At 36.4% G+C, this 18662-nt stretch carries 15 protein-coding genes; 4 read left to right on the plus strand and 11 right to left on the minus strand.

Annotation, left to right across the window (positions count from 1 at the left end):
* Positions 1-64 precede the first annotated feature (64 nt).
* The 5 genes from K350_RS0113520 to K350_RS0113540 all read right to left on the minus strand — a co-directional run bounded on the left by K350_RS0113520 (position 65) and on the right by K350_RS0113540 (position 6309).
* Complete coding sequence (locus K350_RS0113520) at positions 65-1276, minus strand: hypothetical protein (RefSeq protein ID WP_028980367.1); 1212 nt, start codon at positions 1274-1276, stop codon at positions 65-67.
* 10 nt (positions 1277-1286) lie between these two features.
* A complete protein-coding gene (locus K350_RS0113525; RefSeq protein ID WP_037575563.1) occupies positions 1287-2162 on the minus strand; it encodes an outer membrane beta-barrel protein in 876 nt (291 codons plus the stop codon).
* Between the two features lie 9 nt (positions 2163-2171).
* Positions 2172-3866, minus strand: coding sequence for a DUF1501 domain-containing protein (locus K350_RS0113530; RefSeq protein ID WP_028980369.1), 1695 nt, complete (start codon positions 3864-3866; stop codon positions 2172-2174).
* A 17-nt stretch (positions 3867-3883) separates the two neighbouring features.
* Positions 3884-5623 carry a DUF1800 domain-containing protein gene (locus K350_RS0113535; RefSeq protein ID WP_028980370.1) on the minus strand — a complete coding sequence of 580 codons (1740 nt, stop codon included), beginning with the start codon at positions 5621-5623 and terminating at the stop codon, positions 3884-3886.
* 236 nt (positions 5624-5859) lie between these two features.
* The gene (locus tag K350_RS0113540; protein WP_028980371.1) at positions 5860-6309 is read right to left on the minus strand and encodes a 3-oxoacyl-ACP synthase; all 450 of its coding nucleotides are present in this window, start codon (positions 6307-6309) and stop codon (positions 5860-5862) included.
* A 379-nt stretch (positions 6310-6688) separates the two neighbouring features.
* On the opposite strand from K350_RS0113540, the gene K350_RS31210 reads away from it, so the two are divergent.
* Positions 6689-7609, plus strand: coding sequence for a hypothetical protein (locus K350_RS31210; RefSeq protein WP_051313129.1), 921 nt, complete (start codon positions 6689-6691; stop codon positions 7607-7609).
* A 4-nt stretch (positions 7610-7613) separates the two neighbouring features.
* On the opposite strand, the gene eutC is transcribed toward K350_RS31210, so the two are convergent.
* Together eutC and K350_RS0113560 are read right to left on the minus strand one after the other, a co-directional pair.
* Positions 7614-8360 (minus strand): ethanolamine ammonia-lyase subunit EutC, encoded by a 747-nt coding sequence (gene eutC, locus K350_RS0113555; protein WP_028980372.1) that lies wholly within the window; start codon positions 8358-8360, stop codon positions 7614-7616.
* Complete coding sequence (locus K350_RS0113560) at positions 8357-9730, minus strand: ethanolamine ammonia-lyase subunit EutB (RefSeq protein WP_028980373.1); 1374 nt, start codon at positions 9728-9730, stop codon at positions 8357-8359. The genes eutC and K350_RS0113560 overlap by 4 nt, the downstream gene beginning before the upstream one ends.
* A 164-nt stretch (positions 9731-9894) precedes the next feature.
* On the opposite strand from K350_RS0113560, the gene K350_RS0113565 reads away from it, so the two are divergent.
* A complete protein-coding gene (locus K350_RS0113565; protein WP_028980374.1) occupies positions 9895-10635 on the plus strand; it encodes a copper resistance protein NlpE N-terminal domain-containing protein in 741 nt (246 codons plus the stop codon).
* 61 nt (positions 10636-10696) lie between these two features.
* On the plus strand, positions 10697-11011 hold the full coding sequence (locus tag K350_RS0113570) for a DUF3817 domain-containing protein (protein WP_028980375.1): 315 nt from the start codon (positions 10697-10699) through the stop codon (positions 11009-11011).
* An 11-nt stretch (positions 11012-11022) separates the two neighbouring features.
* Here the strand turns inward: K350_RS0113570 and K350_RS0113575 are convergent, their stop codons facing one another.
* Both K350_RS0113575 and murI read right to left on the minus strand, forming a co-directional pair.
* Complete coding sequence (locus tag K350_RS0113575) at positions 11023-11328, minus strand: hypothetical protein (protein ID WP_028980376.1); 306 nt, start codon at positions 11326-11328, stop codon at positions 11023-11025.
* Positions 11329-11439: 111 nt separating this feature from the next.
* Positions 11440-12261, minus strand: a complete 822-nt coding sequence (gene murI / locus K350_RS0113580; protein WP_028980377.1) for a glutamate racemase — start codon at positions 12259-12261, stop codon at positions 11440-11442.
* 204 nt (positions 12262-12465) lie between these two features.
* On the opposite strand from murI, the gene K350_RS0113585 reads away from it, so the two are divergent.
* Entirely contained in the window at positions 12466-13770 is a 1305-nt protein-coding gene (locus K350_RS0113585) for an O-acetylhomoserine aminocarboxypropyltransferase/cysteine synthase family protein (protein WP_037575567.1), read from the plus strand.
* A 39-nt stretch (positions 13771-13809) separates the two neighbouring features.
* On the opposite strand, the gene K350_RS0113590 is transcribed toward K350_RS0113585, so the two are convergent.
* Positions 13810-16296, minus strand: coding sequence for a CHASE domain-containing protein (locus K350_RS0113590; protein WP_028980379.1), 2487 nt, complete (start codon positions 16294-16296; stop codon positions 13810-13812).
* Positions 16297-16418: 122 nt separating this feature from the next.
* The gene (locus K350_RS0113595; protein WP_028980380.1) at positions 16419-18590 is read right to left on the minus strand and encodes an AsmA family protein; all 2172 of its coding nucleotides are present in this window, start codon (positions 18588-18590) and stop codon (positions 16419-16421) included.
* Positions 18591-18662: the final 72 nt, after the last annotated feature.

Here is an 18662-nt window from a genome sequence, read left to right on the forward strand (position 1 = left end):
TATAAGGATAATTATAATCGAAAATATTATTCAATAGTACTCCAAGCTTTTACAAAACTAAGAATTACATTGCTTCTTCCAGTTCTTCTTTTGATACTTTAAAGATACAAATTCGAGGAAACCTTCCTGCAATCCAAGTTGTACCAACAACGACAATACTCTTATCATTTGCCACAGTATAACCTGCCAATGAATAAGGATTCATAGACCCAAGATATTTATTCCCTAAAAGCATTCCATTGTTTACATCATAGAAATACAAAGCGATTTGTCCTGATTTGGTATCAGAGCCATAAACAAGAGTATTGCCATTACCCAAAGTACAATTTTTCAGAACCACATTAGCATCCGGTTGTAGTTCAAACATTCTATTACCCGGAATATCAGAACTGGAAGAAACTGCATTAGGAGCATAGTTCAATGTGACATTAGGAATAAAAAAGTTTTCACCATAAGCAAATCTTGAAATAGCAAACCCATTTCCCTTAAATACAAGACTACTGATTACTCTTTCATCCTGATAGCCTTGCACTAAGCCTACCTTGGGGTTTTTATCTGTTGAAAGCATATCAAAGAATACAAGTGAAAGTGTATACCTGTAAAATGCATTGAAATAATACGTATTTCCATTTAACTGTCCACAGAAGAAAGGAAGGTGTTTGCCTTGTCCGCTCAGATGTTCAATGATAGCCTGTTCAGCATCAAAATCTCCAAAGCCGATGTCAAATGATTTCATGTTGAGTATGGTTCCTTCTGTACTTATTCTAGAAACCACTGTCTGCTTGTCATCTCTGTTATAACTAAGCAATGTAAGACTATTGTTATCTCCGTTTAATGAAGCATAAAGCGGGTAAAGCAGCCCTAATCCTGCTACTTCTGTTGCTATACCAGCATCATCCACTTTCATGAGTTTTGCTTCCAGGCTCAGCCGGTCCATACAGAAGAAGAATATCTGGTTTCCAACTTTTATCAATTGGTTAACCGGATTAACATAATCTGAAGAAACATTTTGTTCAGATACAAAATTCCCTTCCTTATCAGTTTTCATAACATAAACACCTTTAAAAGGAGACTCTGAAACCTTTCTTCCTCCAAGGATAAGAAAGCCTTCATCTCCTGTTTGCTGTATATCATATGGACTATATTCTGATGTAATATCAGAATGGTCATAGATCTTTAAAAAAGTTTCGGGCTTTACATCCTTATTCTTTTTAACATCACAAGAAGTAAAAAAAAGAATAATTAAAGCTCCAAATAATATTATAATCCTATTCATTCCGACACTATTATCTTGATCTGAAATTATTTGCATTGACATACCTCATTGGAAGAAGACATCCCAGATTAATACTTATATTCCTAAGCTTCAAATCATCCAGCGCATCACCAGCCCCGCTAAGGGTATTATTAGTATATCTATTCTTTCTATTGGTAATATTATTGGTACCTAATCTGTAGTTAACGTCCAGTAAAACCTTTATATTTCCTACATCATAACTTACGCCTACACCTGCCATAAACCCTATCGAAGATTTAATAAACAAATCCTTTGCTCCAACCAGAATATCTGGTTGGTTAAAATTTGTTCCACCGGAAGCCTTATCTGTACCGCTAATTTCAACCTTTTTGTTGGCTGTGCTCAATATACCATAGTAAAAACCTGCCTGTACATAAGGCTTTATTTCATTCTTAAGTATGTCGTATTTGATTAAAAGCGGTAGTTCAATATAATCCAGCTGATGATCCTGTTTATAATTCAAATCAAAAGTTACAACGCCGGAAGTATCTTTCCATTCATATCTGTTGCTGTAACTAAATCTCTGTCTTCTATAGTTTGGCTGAAAGCTCAGGGAAATGGTTTTATAGGTAAAGGTAACTTCAAGACCGGCAAAGGCGCCGGCCCCTTTAAAGCCACTATACTTTTTATCCAGACTATTAGTTTGTCCTTCTGTGGAGCTGAAAACAGAATATCTGTCACCAGGTTTTACCTTTGAATAACTGAGCCCTCCTCTTACTCCAATCCACCATTGTTTCTCAAGGAATTCAGCATTTCTTCTGGAAGTCGGAGTTCTTCTTCGGTTTCCCTGAGCATTTACTTTTGTACTCATCAGAAGAGACAAAATAAAAACAGAAAAAAGAGGATACAGTAAAATACGCTTCATGCACTGATGCTACTTTAGAATTACAAGTTTCTTAACATCTTTTAACGAACCGGCCTTTATCTCATAATAGTAAATACCGGAAGGAATGTCGCGAAGGTCCACCATTTCTCTGTGTTCACCATACCCACGTTTTTCATTAAGTAAATTTTTAACAACACTACCGTTAGCATTCAGAATATTGATTTCAACATTCGTTTCATTATTTATGCTAAATGAGATAGTCGTAGCAAAACTCGCGGGGTTCGGATAACAGCTATTCATCCTGATCCTCTTATCCAGAAAATCTTTAACTGCCGTAACGTCCGGATTAACAATAGGAAGTACCGTGCCTTTCCCAGGATAATCTCCCCATATAGTTCCAAATTCCGCATCTACTTTAGCTGGATCCACACACAACCATTCCTTTAGAATAGATGCATAGATTTGCCTGTAATCAACCTGCATTTCCACATTATCCTTAGAAAGGTCAGGGTTATTACCAACAACGCCTGGTATAACGCCTTTTCCAAATAGCATAACCGGAGCTCCTGAGCCGTGATCTGTTCCATAGCTTCCGTTTGAATATACCCTTCTTCCAAATTCAGAAGTAGTTACAGTCAATACGCGATGATCAACACTTCTCAATTTCAGATCTTCCTGAAACGCTCTCATGGTAGCAGATATGTGGTACATCAAAGCAGCATGATTACCAATTGTATGGTCATTGGCCTCCACCTGTTGTGCATGTGTATCAAAACCTCCGATTTTCACAAGGAATACTTTGGTTTTGCAACCACCACTGATAAGATTTGCAATAATTTTAAAATATCCAGCAAGAGGATTTTTAATCCTGCCTCCTGGCGCACTCAGAGGATATGTCGTAGGATATGTGACATTCGGATCAAACTTTTTACCTTCGTTATATACAGCAAGAAGTCTGTCGTCATACTGATCTGTTTTCTGCTCCAGATCAAGGAGCCATTTCATTTCCTTTCCATAAGGAGAGTTATTGAGACTTGCAGGCGGAATTCCTCTTGGATCTACCCCCTCCACATCATCAAAGCCCGGTAGCTGTTCCACAAGGTTGAAGAACTGTTGAGGATTATCTATTGCTATTCCTGTAGAAATATTATCTCCCTGATGAAATATAAGTGATACTTCGCTACCAAATTCCAGTGCGAGTGGGTCTTTCATATTGTCATTGGGAAAATCATTAGGATAAACACTTGGTGCGTAATGATCTTTCAGATAACGCCCTACCCATCCGGAACTGATGTAATCATTTGGCCCGCCCCCCATAAACATGATATCTCTGCTTCTGAAGTGAGAGCCATTATGATGTTCATAGGATACACCCTGCACAAAACTCACCATTCCCTGATCGTATAGGTCTTTCACCCCTACCATATCCGGATGCAAGCCAACAGACCTTTCTGTGGTAAGCGAACTATCTAACAATATAAATTTACGATTTCCATTTTCGGGAATAGCAATATTAGGACGTGCATTCTGATAATTATCATAATCCCCTGCAGGTATAAGCATATTTAAGCCATCGTTACCTCCATGCATCTGAAGAATGATTAAAACTCTGTCATTAGGGCATTCCGCTGCAAGTTTTTGCAATGGAGACGCCATAGACATAGATTTAAAAAATATGCCATCAAGCGCAAAGGGTATTGCGCCAAGAGCCGGTAGTTTATTTATAAAGTCTCTTCTTTTCATAAGACTGTTTTTCCTGATTAAAATAACTGATATTCGGGTGACTGCAACATTGCATTTAAAAGGTATTGTAGCATACCTCTTGCATCCTCCTTGCTCTCGGGTATTGTATTAGCATTGTTCCAGCTAAATTCCCAGAATACTTCTGGCCCTTGCGGCAAGCCTTTTCCAATTACAAAAAACTGGGATTTGAAATAATTAAGACGTTCTACTGTAATCTCTGTTCCAGACAGAGACATAGGTAAAAGGTAAGATGCCAGTTCTTTGATAAGTTCATCAGGATTCAACGCAACACTGGCGAATCTTTGCTGGATAAAAAGAAGAATATCTATTTCAATTTCTCCCTCTTCCATTTTATCAACCCTTATGTTATCGAAAATAAACTTATACCGTTGAGTGAGTGTGTTTGCAGATATCCAGTTTCTATTGTACAAGGGATATTGGAAATAAGCATCGTAACCGGCAACATCATAAGGATTCAGGAAAATCATTCCCTGATATTTCATTGAATCAAGGAGTTTACCAGTCGTCTCATAGAACTTTTCTGCTTCTGTCTGTGGATCTGGTAAATTATATTCAAAGAATCTTAGTGTATTTAAAACCAGGTCTAGAGGAGATTTTATTAAAGCTCCGAAATTATTATCATCTACAGTTGCTGTTGCCGAGTCATAAAAATGCTGACTTTGCAAGAGCTCCATGATCACCGGCTGCAGTTTGAAATTATTAGAAACAAAAGTATTTGCCATATCAGCAATGATACTGCTATCTATGGTCTGAGTGATTTCATGATATACATAGAATCTGTATATTCTTCTGCAAATATTTTTCACTGTCTCCTGCTGAGCATAGATCATTTCTACAAGCTGATCCAGCTCATCAAGCATACTTGCTTCTGTTGCTTTATCTCCAAAAAGTAAAGTAGTATCCGGTGTGATGACAGTATTTCCAAATCGATCGCTGAATTCCTTAGGATCATTATCGTGCTGATTTGCAACAGTACCTGTCCCTTTTACTTTCACCCTTGGTAATTGAGTATCTTCATCAATCGTGAGAAAAGTAAAGTCTGTATCGTACCCTGAAAATACACGGGCAGCGGCTTGAACATCCTGTTCTGTAAAGTAAATATAATCACCGGGAATAGTAGAAGGAGGTACATATCCTGGAAGACCTTTTCCTATTGTAAATAATTCAAGAAATTCTCTGGCATAGTTCTCATTCGGTCTCCCTTTCACATTAAGTCTTCCATCCAGTAATACCATCATGGCATTATCCAGAGAGACTTTTTTCGTAAGCATTTTAAAGTTCCACAAAGGATCAGGCTGATTGTCGAAAGCGAACTTTCTGAACAAGGCATTCTGAAAATATAGAGCTCTGCTATTATTTACGGTTTCCTGTATTGTGGTAAAATGAGTGTGAAGCAGAAAAACTATTTTTTCTCTGGTCAGAAAAGCAAGTTTCTGAGAAGGTTCTACTCCTGTTCCTGCAAGCATACCGAGCCACCATTTTATAAAAAAACCTTGCAAATCTCCGTCTTCACTATCACCGGAAACAGGCAATGTATTTACCCAGGTTATTCCAGAGGCCGGGTCTATAGGAGGTAAAGGATCTGTAGTTGTAACAAACAATTGTTGAATTGCCTGAGATGCGGTAAGACCAGACATTGAATCTATATCTGCTTTGGTACCACCAAATGTCGCCCGCCTTAACAAATGGGCAGCATTTTTCTTTCCTAATACTCCAGTAAAAGGTGCTAACGGCATAATTATTTAAGGTGTTAAAAGTTTGAGAATCTTCCCCTCGGAAACCAATTAGTTTACGCTTTTTAAGGGTGAAAGATTCTATCAGTCAATAATTTCTAAAAAAAATATAATTTTAAAAAACAGATTCGAAATTAAATTTCCCCACAAATCAGGTAACAAGCAGCTTTAATACACTTAACAATATTGATTTTCAGGAATTAATACAATTTTTCAAAAATCAAACTTTGTTGATTCTATTATTCTATCTTCCTGATAGTAAAAGTTTTTCCATTCAGTTGAACTACATCTCCGGACTTTTTGGTCATTAGTAAGGCTCCTAATGGGGAAACAGGAGATATGGCAAAATATGTTATTCCTTCAAAATCCAGTTTTCCAGCACTGATAGAAATATAAAAATTCCCTTGATCGGTAAATACAAGGCTTCCAGACTGTATAGAATCAGATGTCTTTTCCGGATTTATTTGCGAAAGCACTTGTTTTAATTTCATAGCCTCTCCAAGCTGCACAGACTGCTTTTCAATTTCCAACTGCATCATAGCCCTTCCTGTCTCGTACTTGTCTCCTGCGCTGCTTTTGGTTTCTTCATTGGCCGCAAGTTGGGCATGTTCAATTGCCTTTTGAGAAGAAGCTATTCGCTGTTCTACAAAAGCAGTACATAATTCGTACAATTTTATTTTAACAGACATCAGTTAATTTTAAAATGAGGTTATTCTTTATTAAAATGTCAAATTTGGAATGGCATAAAAATGAAGAAGTCTTCCGGTTGGGGAAGACTTCAACAATTAAACTTTTAAAGCTACTATTTTTTCTTCTCTTTCTTCTCAGCTCTCTTCTCTTTTAGCGTCTTAGCAGGCTTTTTCTTTGTTTCTTTTTTGGCGTCTTGTGATTTTGACATATAGGTAAACAGTTAAGATAAAACAATATTATGTTTAACGAATCAAGCTTAATTTATTTTTTAATATTTTCCAATTTAAACGAATTATTTTTTTATTAGTTCCCTTCATCCGACAAAAGTTAAAATCTTTATAAATATGAATTCCATTCACTAAGTTTAGTTTATAGTAAATGGATTATCAGATCGGCATGCTGGAACTACAATCACTTCATCACTCTATTGACAGGCAGATTCAGGCAAATAAAGGAAAGAATCTTTACTACTTTGACAGAGATGCTTTATTCAATTTCTGTGAAGAGAATAACATGCTCTCAAACAGACATAAATTTGCAGAAATATTCTCTGAAGATGCTATTCAGGAAGATCTTATAGATTATACTTTATCAAAGGTACTCCATGAGTTGTTTCATACAAATCAATACATTACTGTAAACGAGCGGGATAAATCAATCCTGCGAAAAGTTTATAAAAAATTATTATCAGAGCTCTGCGACCAACAATTAAGCTTGTCCGATATTTCTTCCAGACATTTTACAAGACTGACGACCTGGCTTTCTTACTCTAATCCACACATAGAAAAATCCAATCCATCCGACAAAAAATCTGCTTCCGAAGTAGTATGTGCTGAATATTCAGCTGACTTGCAATTGGAGCTTTTGGATATAAATCCGGAGAACCTAATGGAACCTATCCTGGATGTAGGCTGCGGCGAACATGCACAATTGTCAACCTTTTTAAAAGGAAAAGAACTTAAGGTTTTTGGAATAGATCGACTACTTTACCAAAAAAAGTCATGGCTATCTGAAATCAGCTGGTTTGAATTTGAATTTAAACCGGGTAACTGGGGTACTATTATTTCCAATCTTTCCTTCTCCAGTCATTTTCTAAACAACCATTTAAGAGAAGATGGAAAATTTATGGAATATGCTCAAAAGTACATGGAAATTTTACATTCCCTGAAACAAGGGGGGACATATCACTATGCTCCCTCATTACCTTTCATTGAAGAGCATCTGGATAAAAAAACTTATAAAGTTGATAGAAAAATTATCAATAAAGATTACCAGCGAACCATTATTACGAAGCTATAAAGCTTTAAGGATTCAATAAATTATAATCATCTGACTTATCTTTCAGAAATACTCCTGAAATCTTTCTTGCCATTGATTCATTTATGAGACACCTTAACTTCTCAGCTGCCTGTGAATAGGATAATCCATTCTTATGGATATTTGAAATACAGTTACGAGACTCATCTGTCAGACCTGGTGTAGGATTATAGGTGAAATAAATTCCCATGCTGTCTGGAGAACTTAAACCTGGCCTTTCTCCAATCAGCACAACTACCAATTTTACTTTCAAAAGAAATCCGATTTCATCTCCAATAGCAACTCGCCCATACCTGACAATAGATAATGGTGAATAGGAATAGGTTTTATCCCTAGACGTAAATTCTCTTAAAAATTTAAATGCATGGTGATGAATTGCTGTAGAAGATAAACCATCACAGATTACAAGAGCTATATCAGAAGGCGGTTGATTTAGATTGCTTAGTAAGGATGCTGAAGAGATATTTAATTTCCTTCCAAGATCAGGTCTGTTTAGATACTGGGCTTTATTGTTGATTTGAGATTGGAGATGGTACAGTGGCATTTCTTGTTCAGCAAACTGCTCGCATATTAATGACTCATCCAACTCTTTATGTACTGCATCTTTGGCTTCTGCAAAACTAAGCTGAAACTTCAGCTGATCAGCAGTTGAGATGCTTGTACCTGAATTCTTCAGGCCTATGCGGGCATTGGTAAACCTTTTCAGATTATTCCAGAATTCTTCTTCTATCATAATAGGTCTATAAGTTTTGTAAGATCACGGCTTCCGGAAAGTGTAAAATCAGGATTCATAATTTTCATGCCAGAGAGCCATTTCTCAAACTCGGGAGCAGGTTTTAATCCCAATAACCTTCTCACATAAAGAGCATCGTGAAAGGAAGTACTCTGATAATTAAGCATAATATCATCCGCGCCTGGCACTCCCATAATATAATTGCAACCAGAAGTAGCAAGCAGTGTAAGTAAATTATCCATATCGTCCTGATCAGCTTCTGCGTGATTGGTATAGCAAACATCGCATCCCATCGGTAATCCCAAAAGTTTCCCACAAAAATGGTCTTCGATACCAGCTCGTATAATTTGTTTTCCGTTAAATAAATATTCCGGACCAATAAAGCCAACTACAGTGTTTACCAACAAAGGATGATACTTTCTCGCCACTGCATAAGCCCTTGCCTCTATAGTCTGCTGATCTACACCATGATGCGCATCTGCAGATAGAGCACTACCCTGACCTGTTTCAAAATACATCACATTATTACCCAACACTCCTCTCTTTAAGGCCACAGTTGCCTCATATGCTTCCTGAAGCATAGACAAATTAATACCAAAACTTGAATTTGCTTTTTCAGAGCCGGCAATAGATTGAAATGAAAGATCTACAGGATAGCCTTTTTCAACCAATTCCATTGTAGTTGTAAGGTGTGCCAGAACACATGACTGAGTGGGAATATTAAGCTTATCAATCAGAGCATCCAGCATTTTCAGAAGTTCACCAGTAACCTTAAAACTGTCAGTAGCAGGATTTATCCCAATTACTGCATCACCACTGCCTTTAAGCAGTCCATCTATCACAGATGCTGCAATTCCTTTCAAATCATCAAACGGATGATTTGGCTGCAGCCTCGTTGAAAAATGGCCTTTAAGTCCAAGAGTATTGCGGAAACAGGTGATGACTTCACATTTTGAAGCAACCAGAATCATATCCTGAATACTCATAATTTTGGAAACAGCTGCAGCCATTTCCGGAGTAATACCAGAAGCTGTGGCTTTAAGTAATTCAGAAGTAACTGCCTCACTGAGCAACCAATCTCTAAAAGCTCCGACAGTCAAATGGCTTATTGGCTGAAAAGCTTCAGCATCATGTTCATCTATGATTAGTCTTGTAACCTCGTCTTTTTCAAATGCTATAAGATGCTCTTCCAGAAACTTTTTGAGAGGAACTTCGGCAAGTAGAATTTTTGCTATTATCCTTTCTTTCTCCGTTGCTGCTGCAATGCCTGCCAGCTGATCTCCGGAACGTAGCATAGTAGCCTTGGCCATAAGGTCTTTGAGATCTCTGTAAACATATGTCTGACTTCCCGATAAATATTTATAGGCCATAGATTAATAAGTCGGCTATTAAAAATTGAAAAATTCCGGAAAAACTTTTACCTGAAAATACTGATGTATAAACAATTGTTTAAATTAATCAGAAAAAGATTCAAAAAAATATGGAGAAATAAAAACGAAGACTTCTTTTTCAGGTTAGATTAAAAAGTTTTACTATGAAGGGAAACCTCGTGTTAATACTGATTGGATTCTTAATGGCGTGCCACGTAGAAAAGAAACCAAATTCTAATGGACTGGCGGAAGAAGATGTCATTTTCGAGGCAAAGGAAATAATACCCGAACCTGAGCGGGAAATCTATATAGGTATGCTCCCCTGCGCCGATTGCCCCGGGATCCGTAAGGAACTGAAATTAACACATGACCCGGCAAAACAAGAAGGAGATTTTGAGTTAAAACAAAATTATATTGAGCGAGATACCAACACCTATCTCACTCAGGGCTATTGGAAAAGCACCATCGGGAATGAAGATTCACACAGTGCATTACTCATACAGACTTACCCAGAAGGCCAAAAGAAAGCCGATAACTACCTAAAAATCACAACAGAACAGATAGTAGATTGTGGTAAAAAAACAACCCCACCTCAGGATCAATATCCATATGTACTTTATAAAGTAAAGAAACCTTCTGTCAAGATAAGTGGATATTTCAGATATTTCGCTGATGCTGCAACATTCAGAAAATGTAAGGCAAAAATACCAATGATTGTTGAACCTGTAATTTTATACAAGTATGCGGAACAGGTGTATATGCATCAGAAAAAAAATCCCGGAGACGAAATATATTTTACCATTGAAGGCTATATTGAAAAGAAACCTACAGAATCCGGACAAACCAGGGAATTCCTGACTATTACGAAGGTACTGGATATCAAGCCAGACTTTAAATGTCAGTAAAAACAACATATCCCTTGTAATTGCATTATCAATATTTGTGGCTATCTTTCGTTAAAAAAATATGAAAGATCTATATAAAAGCACCTTAGGCAGACTAAGAATAGTGGGCTTTGTGGAAGGCCTCTCCTATTTAATACTGTTATTCATTGCAATGCCTATTAAATATATCGGAGGAATCCAGGAGCCGGTTCGTATGACGGGAATGGCCCATGGACTTCTCTTTGTACTTTATGTTTTATTAGTCATTCAGTCTACCATCCAATATAACTGGACGATCAAAAAAGCCTTCATCGCATTTCTGGCTTCCATTATTCCATTTGGGACATTCTATGCAGATATGAAGCTATTCAGAGATAACGAAGAGGCAAAAGCCTAAGCTCGGAATTCTTAATTGAGAAACTTTACCTGGGTCTTTGTCGTCATCTGAAGATAAAGATCCAGCAAAAAATCCACATAGTGATTCTCCTTGAGGCACACAGTCTCGCTATTTACTTTATAACAAAATCCGGCAGGAGACACTCTGAACGAAATCACTTCCACTTTATCAGCAAGATTCAGATGAACAAGTATTTCGGTAACACTGCTATTGGTATCCCCTTTAATTATCTTATAATACTGAGGTTTGTATTCCGAGATTACTGATTGCTTATTCAACCAGTCCAGCATACTTAAAAAAGCTTTTTTGTCTTTCATTTGAGAAGAATTTCAGGTTGAAAACCGAAAATGAATTTCTTTCGTTCCACTTTACTCAAATGAAATCAATTTTATCCAGTATGCTTCAGGATCTACCTGATAACTGTGCCTTTACAGCGTGATATGTAAGGATTCTATTTTTTTATCCAGAAACACAGAAGCAGCAGCATCAAAACTGGTAGTAGAGTCTGTAGTATAAAAAGTGCAAGTCCCGCCTTTCGAACACTTGGTCTCCATATCAGGATGGCTTACGAAATAATCTTTAAGACTTTTGGCTACAATTTCTCCCTGAGACACGAGCTTTACTTCAGAGGGAAGGTAATTCTGGATTTTCTCTGCAAGCAAAGGATAGTGTGTACAGCCCAATACCAGTGTATCTATTTCTGATGATTTTGATAAAATGTTAATGATATGCTTTTCAATAAAATAGTCAGCTCCAGGGCCGTCATATTCGTTATTTTCTACCAGCGGAACCCACATTGGGCATGCTTCCTGAAAGACTTTTATTTCAGGATAAAACTTATGAATCTCAATAGGATAAGAATTTGATTCTATAGTACCCTTGGTTCCCAGAATACCCACATGACGTGTTTGCGAAACAGAGCCTATTATTTCAGTAGTTGGTCTTATAACGCCTAAAACCCTTTTCTCCGAGTCTATAGCATTTAAATCCTGCTGTTGAATACTTCTCAAAGCTTTAGCAGAGGCTGTATTGCAAGCTAAAATGACCAGGTGACATCCTTTATCAAAAAGATACTTTACACACTCAAGAGTATATTGATAAACGGTATCAAATGACCTGGTTCCATATGGAGCTCGTGCATTGTCTCCCAGGTAAAGGTAATCGTAATCAGGGAGTAATTTTTCAAACTCTTTCAGAACTGTTAATCCTCCAAAACCTGAGTCAAATACCCCAATCGGCCCTTTTTCCATGAATTATTATTTATAGTAATGCGGCAGCGAAATAAGTACAAATTCCATAAAGATTAAAATAATTTGTGGATTCACTGATGCTTAGAAAAACAATTTATCAGGAAAATAATTGCATAGTGGTATTCAAAAAAATAAAAATCTATGTTTACAAAAAGGCTCAACATAGTCTACTAACTTTATAGAGAATAAAATTCCATTTTAGAAATGTCGCAAAACAAACTACACTTTGAAACCCTTCAACTGCATGCAGGACAGGAGGTTGATCCAACAACTCAATCAAGAGCTGTACCTATCTATCAGACTACCTCATATCAGTTTAAAAGCTCAGAGCATGGAGCTAATCTGTTCGCTCTTAAAGAGTTCGGGAATATTTATACAAGAATAATGAACCCAACCACAGATGTCTTTGAAAAGAGGATAGCTGCATTGGAAGGTGGAGTTGCGGCCTTAGCCGTAGCCTCCGGTCAGGCTGCTCAGTTCATAGCATTGAACAACATACTTCAGGCAGGCGACAACATAGTATCTACTTCATATCTCTATGGTGGTACCTATAATCAATTCAAAGTGTCGTTTAAGAGGCTTGGTATAACAGTAAAATTTGCGGAAGGAGATAAAGCTGAATCTTTCGAAAAGCTGATTGATCAGAACACAAAAGCCATATACCTTGAAACCATTGGTAATCCAGGGTTTAACATTCCGGACTTTGAAGATATTGCAAAGCTGGCTAAAAAGCATGATTTACCTCTCATTGTAGATAATACTTTTGGAGCAGGTGGTTATCTATTCAGGCCATTAGAGCATGGAGCCAATATTGTGGTAGAATCAGCTACCAAATGGATTGGTGGGCATGGTACAAGTATAGGAGGCGTTATTATTGATGGTGGTAACTATAACTGGGGCAATGGAAAATTCCCTCAGTTTACTGAGCCTTCAGAAGGTTATCATGGATTAAAGTTTTGGGACGTATTTGGAACAAACGGTCCATTCGGAAATATAGCATTTATTATTAGAGCACGTGTAGAAGGACTAAGAGACTGGGGACCGGCTTTAAGTCCATTTAACTCATTTCTTTTACTTCAAGGACTGGAAACGTTGTCATTGCGAGTACAAAGACATGTTGACAATGCACTGGAATTAGCTAAATGGCTGGAAAAACATCCGCAGGTAACTTCCGTAAATTATCCTGGACTTGAATCTAGTCCTTATAACAAGCTAGCTAAAAAGTATCTAAAAAATGGATTTGGAGGAGTATTATCTTTTCAGATTAAAGGAGGAAAGGATGCAGCTGATAGATTTGTAAACTCACTTAAATTGGTTAGTCATCTTGCTAATGTCGGAGATGCTAAGACATTGATCATTCATCCGGCTTCGACTACACATCAGCAGTTAAATGATGTGGAACAAAAATCAGCAGGTGTGATACCAGGCCAGTTAAGAGTTAGTACAGGTATAGAACATATTGAAGATATAAAATCAGATTTTCAGCAAGCATTTGATGCTGTAAAATAATCTCCAAAGCCCGGAATAAAAGCCGGGCTTTATTTTAATCTATTGTCTGATTAAAAGATTTTCTGCCGGCAGATATATTCTGAATATTGTCCCCTCTCCTGCTTTACTTTCTATATCGATGGTCCCTCCAGCATTTTCAACAATCCTTTTAACTATATACAAGCCCATTCCTGAACCTTCCACATGCGCATGCAATCTTCTGAACATTTCGAATACTCTTTTTTTATTTTCCTGCTTTATACCTAACCCGTTATCTCTAGCAAAAATCACTATCTTATCCTTTTCAAGGAAAGTTCTGACATCAACAATAGGGGCAGTATCGCTTTTCTTGTATTTGATAGCATTTGAAATCAAATTATAAAAAATACTTCTGAGATTCTTTTTGCTGAATTTTATAGCTGATACATTAAAGTCTAAATTAATCTTAGCTTCAGACTCATCAATAAATCTTTGCATATCCTCCATTACCTCTTCTACTATTTCAGAAAATTCAACTACTTCATTAGTCCAATCCTTTTGTTTCTGAATTTTTGCAATTTCTGTAAGATCATTGATTGTTCTTCCTAGTCTCAATAATGATTTATTCATTAATTCAATCAGCTCATCTCTTTCATCTTTATTATCACCTGCAATTTTCAAAGCATCGACTAATCCTTCCATATTAGATATTGGAGCTTTAAGATCATGAGAAGCGGTATAAATAAAGTTATCAAGGTCTAAGTTGATCATTTTTAATTCTTCAAGCTGTAGCTTTTGTTCATGAATGTCAGTGCTGGTACCGACCCACATCTCGACATCACCATTTTTGCTGGTTTGAGGAAAACCTCTTGTAAGGTGCCATCTATACTCTCCATCATCTTTTTTAAACCTGTGTTCAATCTGAAAAGGCTTATGTTCTTGAAGTAATTGGGTAATGGTTTTATCATTCTGCACTTTGTCTTCGAAATAAGTAATCAGGTCTATACCTTTTTTCAGGAATTCATCAATTGCATAACCGGAATACACTTCCCAATTGTGACCAAAAAAATTAAAAACTCCATTTCCATCGGCAGTCCACACCTTATCTGGCATGGCTTCCAGAAGAAAATTCTTTGTTTCCAGATTTTTTGCTATAGTTTCTTTAGCTTTTTTTTCACCTGTAATATCTTTAACCTCCACCAGTGTTCCGAGAGGAATTCCATTCTCTAAAATAGGACTAGCAGAACAAAGTGCGGGAAATAAACTTCCATCTTTCCTTATCAGAATATCCTCCTGATCATGCACATGAACTCCTTGCAGAATGGTTTGATAGATATTTCGGGCTGGATCAAGATTTTTATATGGTCCTTTGCTTCTATGATGCATAACATCATAAAAAGTCTTTTCGCTGAAGTCTTCAGGTCTATATCCGGTAATCTTGGTTACTGCCGGATTAATAAAAGTAACAAATCCTTTTCTGTTGATGACAAATATTGCCGCAGTCACCGTTTCGGTGATTGTTTGCTTGAGTCTGTTAATCCTTTTGGCTTCCGATCTTATAAGTAAAATAAAGAATATCAAAAAGCTTATCACAGATCCTCCAATAAGAATCAATAGGGCATCATTAGATTCTCTTCCTCCAAAAAGAGGTTTTGATGAAATGTAGATAATCCAGTTAGTTCCACCAATGCTTATGTTTTCATACTTCTTAAATTCCTCTCCTTTATTTCCTAAAGTTCCATTTTTCCTGGTAGAAAAAAGTAAAGCGTCTTCCGTCAGTTCCTCTCCATTATAAATTTCAATATTTAAATCATTGAACCTTGCCGGAAGTAATGCATTAAATAAATCACCTGACCTGAAAGGACTGTATACAAATCCTTTGATGGACTGTCTTCTTTGCTCTCTGGAAAGCAAAGCACTTGAAGAACCATTTGAATAATAAACAGGAACATAAATTAAAAAGCCAGGTTGATTGCCGTCACCAGTTTCCTGAACCAATGTTAATTTATCTGTAAGGGCAGGTTTACCTGTTTCCATTGCTCTTTCCATAGCCCTCCTTCGAACCGGTTCACTATACATATCATAACCAAATGCCCTAAGATTTCTATCTGTAAATGGTTCCAGATAGATTATGGATGTGTATATTTCTCTTTTACCAGAAGGAGTTACAGAATATGAAGGAAAGCCACTGGACCGGATTTCTTTAATATGATTTTCCAATTCCTCAGGCTTTATGAAGATAGAATAACCTATTCCCTGAATTCCGGGATAATTCTGATCTACATCGAGACTTGATATATACCGTTTCCATTCTTTCCTTGTTATCGAATCCGAAGATTCTATAAAAGCCTTTCCTCCTTTCAGGATCTGGATATAATCTAAAATTCTGTTATTAATGGATGTTTTAACAAGATATGATCTTGATTCAAAATATTCTGTTCTTTGCTGGTTAGTCTTTTCTTTAACCTGGATATAAGAATATATAACCAAAAAATATATGATCAGGAAAGAAATGACCGGAATAAAATACTGCCTTAAGAATACACGTATTTTATTATATAATTTCATCAGCAATATATAGAGTTCTAATTTTTAAAAACTAATAAATTTTTTTTGTACGAAAATAAGTAACTTGCGGTTGTCCGGATCCATCCAATTGGGCTTTTTAAATCAATCATCAAACCAGCTATTCACTTTTCATTTTTAATAAATGGATGAAAGATATCTTTTATTATTGCCTTTTCAACTCCTCCACTTACAGCATTCCAAACAAAAGATATAAATCCGTCTGTTTTGTGTCTTTTGTATGATAAGGGTTCAATTTTTCTACCATTATTTTTTATAGCCAAGTTTGCAATACGTGATTTAAGCCTTCTTTTCTTTCCTGAATCTCTAATGAGATTAATTCTCAGATCTTGAAACTCTAAAGCAAATGTCCCTTTAGCGCTGCCACTGAGAACCTCCATGTTTAGCGATGGCAATGCAAAGGTTCCTGATCTGAGCTCCAATCCTGAAAATTGCATTATGCCGTTAAATTTAGTACCATCAATAGGAGACAGTGTTCCTTTAAGTGTGTAATCAAAAGACTTTCTATACAACGGATACCTGATTACAACATCCAACTTTCCCTGATCCATGATTTTAGACTGAATCATAAATACAGAGCTGGAAGTATCTCCATTTTCACCAGTCAGATTGGAAAGGTTTTTTATTTTTAAATGAGTGTCATTGAAAGTAAGCTTTCCCCGCCTGTTTTGTATGTCATCAAATTGTTCATAAATAATATCACAATTTATCAAATCAAACTCTTTTATATTAAGGTAAAAGCCTAGCTCCTTGAGTAGTTCATTAGGCATTCTTCCCTTCCCTTCATAGGAATTTTTAAAATTTTCATTGTCGTAAATTTTAAGCAGCATACCTGAAACGCTAAGTAGTTGCATTTCCAGCCCTGTCCCTGATATCAGTCTGTGAAAATTCACTGACTCCCCCTCTATCTTTTCTATTGTATTGTTAAACATGATAAATGTTTCTTCTGTTTCATGCATCTGAGCAAGAGAAAAGCCACTAAGATAAATCTTTCCTTCTCCGGTAAAAGCTTCCAGATTTCTCACCTTCAGCTCAATGTTTTGCGGGAGCACTTTTGACATATAATTTTTAATACCCAAACTTATTTCTCCCCAATAATTACTTGCTTTAATTGAACCGGAACTTACAGCTATGTCTTTTGCCAGCAATAGTATATCTTCTGCGGCTTGTTCTACAAGACCTTTAGGACTAAACACCTTTAAGCTTACCTTTCCTTCTTTCAAGGCAAATGTTTTTATAATTAAACTATTACTTATATATGGTAAAAACTTTGCCAGCATGTCTCCAACACTGACTGAACTATCATTTGCAGTAATTGTGGTTACAAAATCAACATCAGGAGTCTGAAAAAACAATTGTCCGATTGCGATTTTATTTTCTTTGAAAAAGAGAGAAAAATCTACTTCGTAAGCCCTTATGAATTTTATCTTTGCATTATATTTTTCTTTATCCGATCTTTTTAATGGAGTAACTTTAACATCATGCATTCCCAATAAGGAATCTTCATAACTGCCAAGAAATTGCTTCACCGATATTTCAAACAAGCTATCACTGCTTACAAGTTTGTAGTTACCTATATTGAATTTTACCTGAGTTGTAAACAGAACATTTCTGGAGGCACCGGTATCTATGCGGATATTGCGCATCTCAAGAAAAATACTGTCTGCATTTTGTTTGGTAGTTCCGCTTTTTCCTTTTAAATCAACAGCCAGAACTCCTCTGTTAATTTTAAGCTCATTAATATTAAGAGACCCGGCAAAGCTCGCTACAAGGCCCGGAACCACATCCAGAAAGCTTTGATGAGCTATCTCAATGGTATCTACCGGAATATTTCCTTTAAATGAGAACCTGGGATCCTGTATTTCTATTCCGTCAACTTTCAGAGCCCTATCAAAGATATACGTAACCCACTTTACATTTTTAACAGTAATATTTTCAGCTCTGACTTCAACATCTGAATAGTTTCCCCGTGGATTTTCAAGTCTGATTTTCCTCAGAACCGCTGTATCCTGAAATATATGTACATTCCCTATATTTGCATTCCCTTCCAACAGCATAACATTAAACTTGTCAAACTCAAGCAAATAAAGCCCTCCAGAGGATTGATATACTGATTCTATAATTTTTTTCTTTACAATAGGAGTGATAAAAATATTGACAATTACATATAACAATAATGAGAAAATGACCAGTCCCGAAACTATTATTATTAAAGCTTTAAAAAGCTTTTTAATAAATGACACTACTTTTTTCTCTTTATTTGGCTGATCACTCATGGTAATGGGTATTCCAGGTCTAACCTTTACCCAAAGAAACTGTTTATTGCTTGTTGAGTTTTAATAATTTCA

The organism is Sporocytophaga myxococcoides DSM 11118, from assembly GCF_000426725.1.
Lineage (GTDB): Bacteria > Bacteroidota > Bacteroidia > Cytophagales > Cytophagaceae > Sporocytophaga > Sporocytophaga myxococcoides.

Bases quoted from the DNA above. Each gene is read 5' to 3' on its own strand.
- K350_RS0113535 (WP_028980370.1), bottom strand. From the start codon at position 5,623: ATGCCGTTAGCACCTTTTACTGGAGTATTAGGAAAGAAAAATGCTGCC.
- K350_RS0113595 (WP_028980380.1), bottom strand. From the start codon at position 18,590: ATGAGTGATCAGCCAAATAAAGAGAAAAAAGTAGTGTCATTTATTAAA.
- eutC (WP_028980372.1), bottom strand. From the start codon at position 8,360: ATGATAGAAGAAGAATTCTGGAATAATCTGAAAAGGTTTACCAATGCC.
- K350_RS31210 (WP_051313129.1), top strand. From the start codon at position 6,689: ATGGATTATCAGATCGGCATGCTGGAACTACAATCACTTCATCACTCT.
- K350_RS0113540 (WP_028980371.1), bottom strand. From the start codon at position 6,309: ATGTCTGTTAAAATAAAATTGTACGAATTATGTACTGCTTTTGTAGAA.
- K350_RS0113520 (WP_028980367.1), bottom strand. From the start codon at position 1,276: ATGAATAGGATTATAATATTATTTGGAGCTTTAATTATTCTTTTTTTT.
- K350_RS0113565 (WP_028980374.1), top strand. From the start codon at position 9,895: ATGAAGGGAAACCTCGTGTTAATACTGATTGGATTCTTAATGGCGTGC.
- K350_RS0113525 (WP_037575563.1), bottom strand. From the start codon at position 2,162: ATGAAGCGTATTTTACTGTATCCTCTTTTTTCTGTTTTTATTTTGTCT.
- K350_RS0113575 (WP_028980376.1), bottom strand. From the start codon at position 11,328: ATGAAAGACAAAAAAGCTTTTTTAAGTATGCTGGACTGGTTGAATAAG.
- K350_RS0113530 (WP_028980369.1), bottom strand. From the start codon at position 3,866: ATGAAAAGAAGAGACTTTATAAATAAACTACCGGCTCTTGGCGCAATA.
- K350_RS0113570 (WP_028980375.1), top strand. From the start codon at position 10,697: ATGAAAGATCTATATAAAAGCACCTTAGGCAGACTAAGAATAGTGGGC.
- murI (WP_028980377.1), bottom strand. From the start codon at position 12,261: ATGGAAAAAGGGCCGATTGGGGTATTTGACTCAGGTTTTGGAGGATTA.
- K350_RS0113585 (WP_037575567.1), top strand. From the start codon at position 12,466: ATGTCGCAAAACAAACTACACTTTGAAACCCTTCAACTGCATGCAGGA.
- K350_RS0113590 (WP_028980379.1), bottom strand. From the start codon at position 16,296: ATGAAATTATATAATAAAATACGTGTATTCTTAAGGCAGTATTTTATT.
- K350_RS0113560 (WP_028980373.1), bottom strand. From the start codon at position 9,730: ATGGCCTATAAATATTTATCGGGAAGTCAGACATATGTTTACAGAGAT.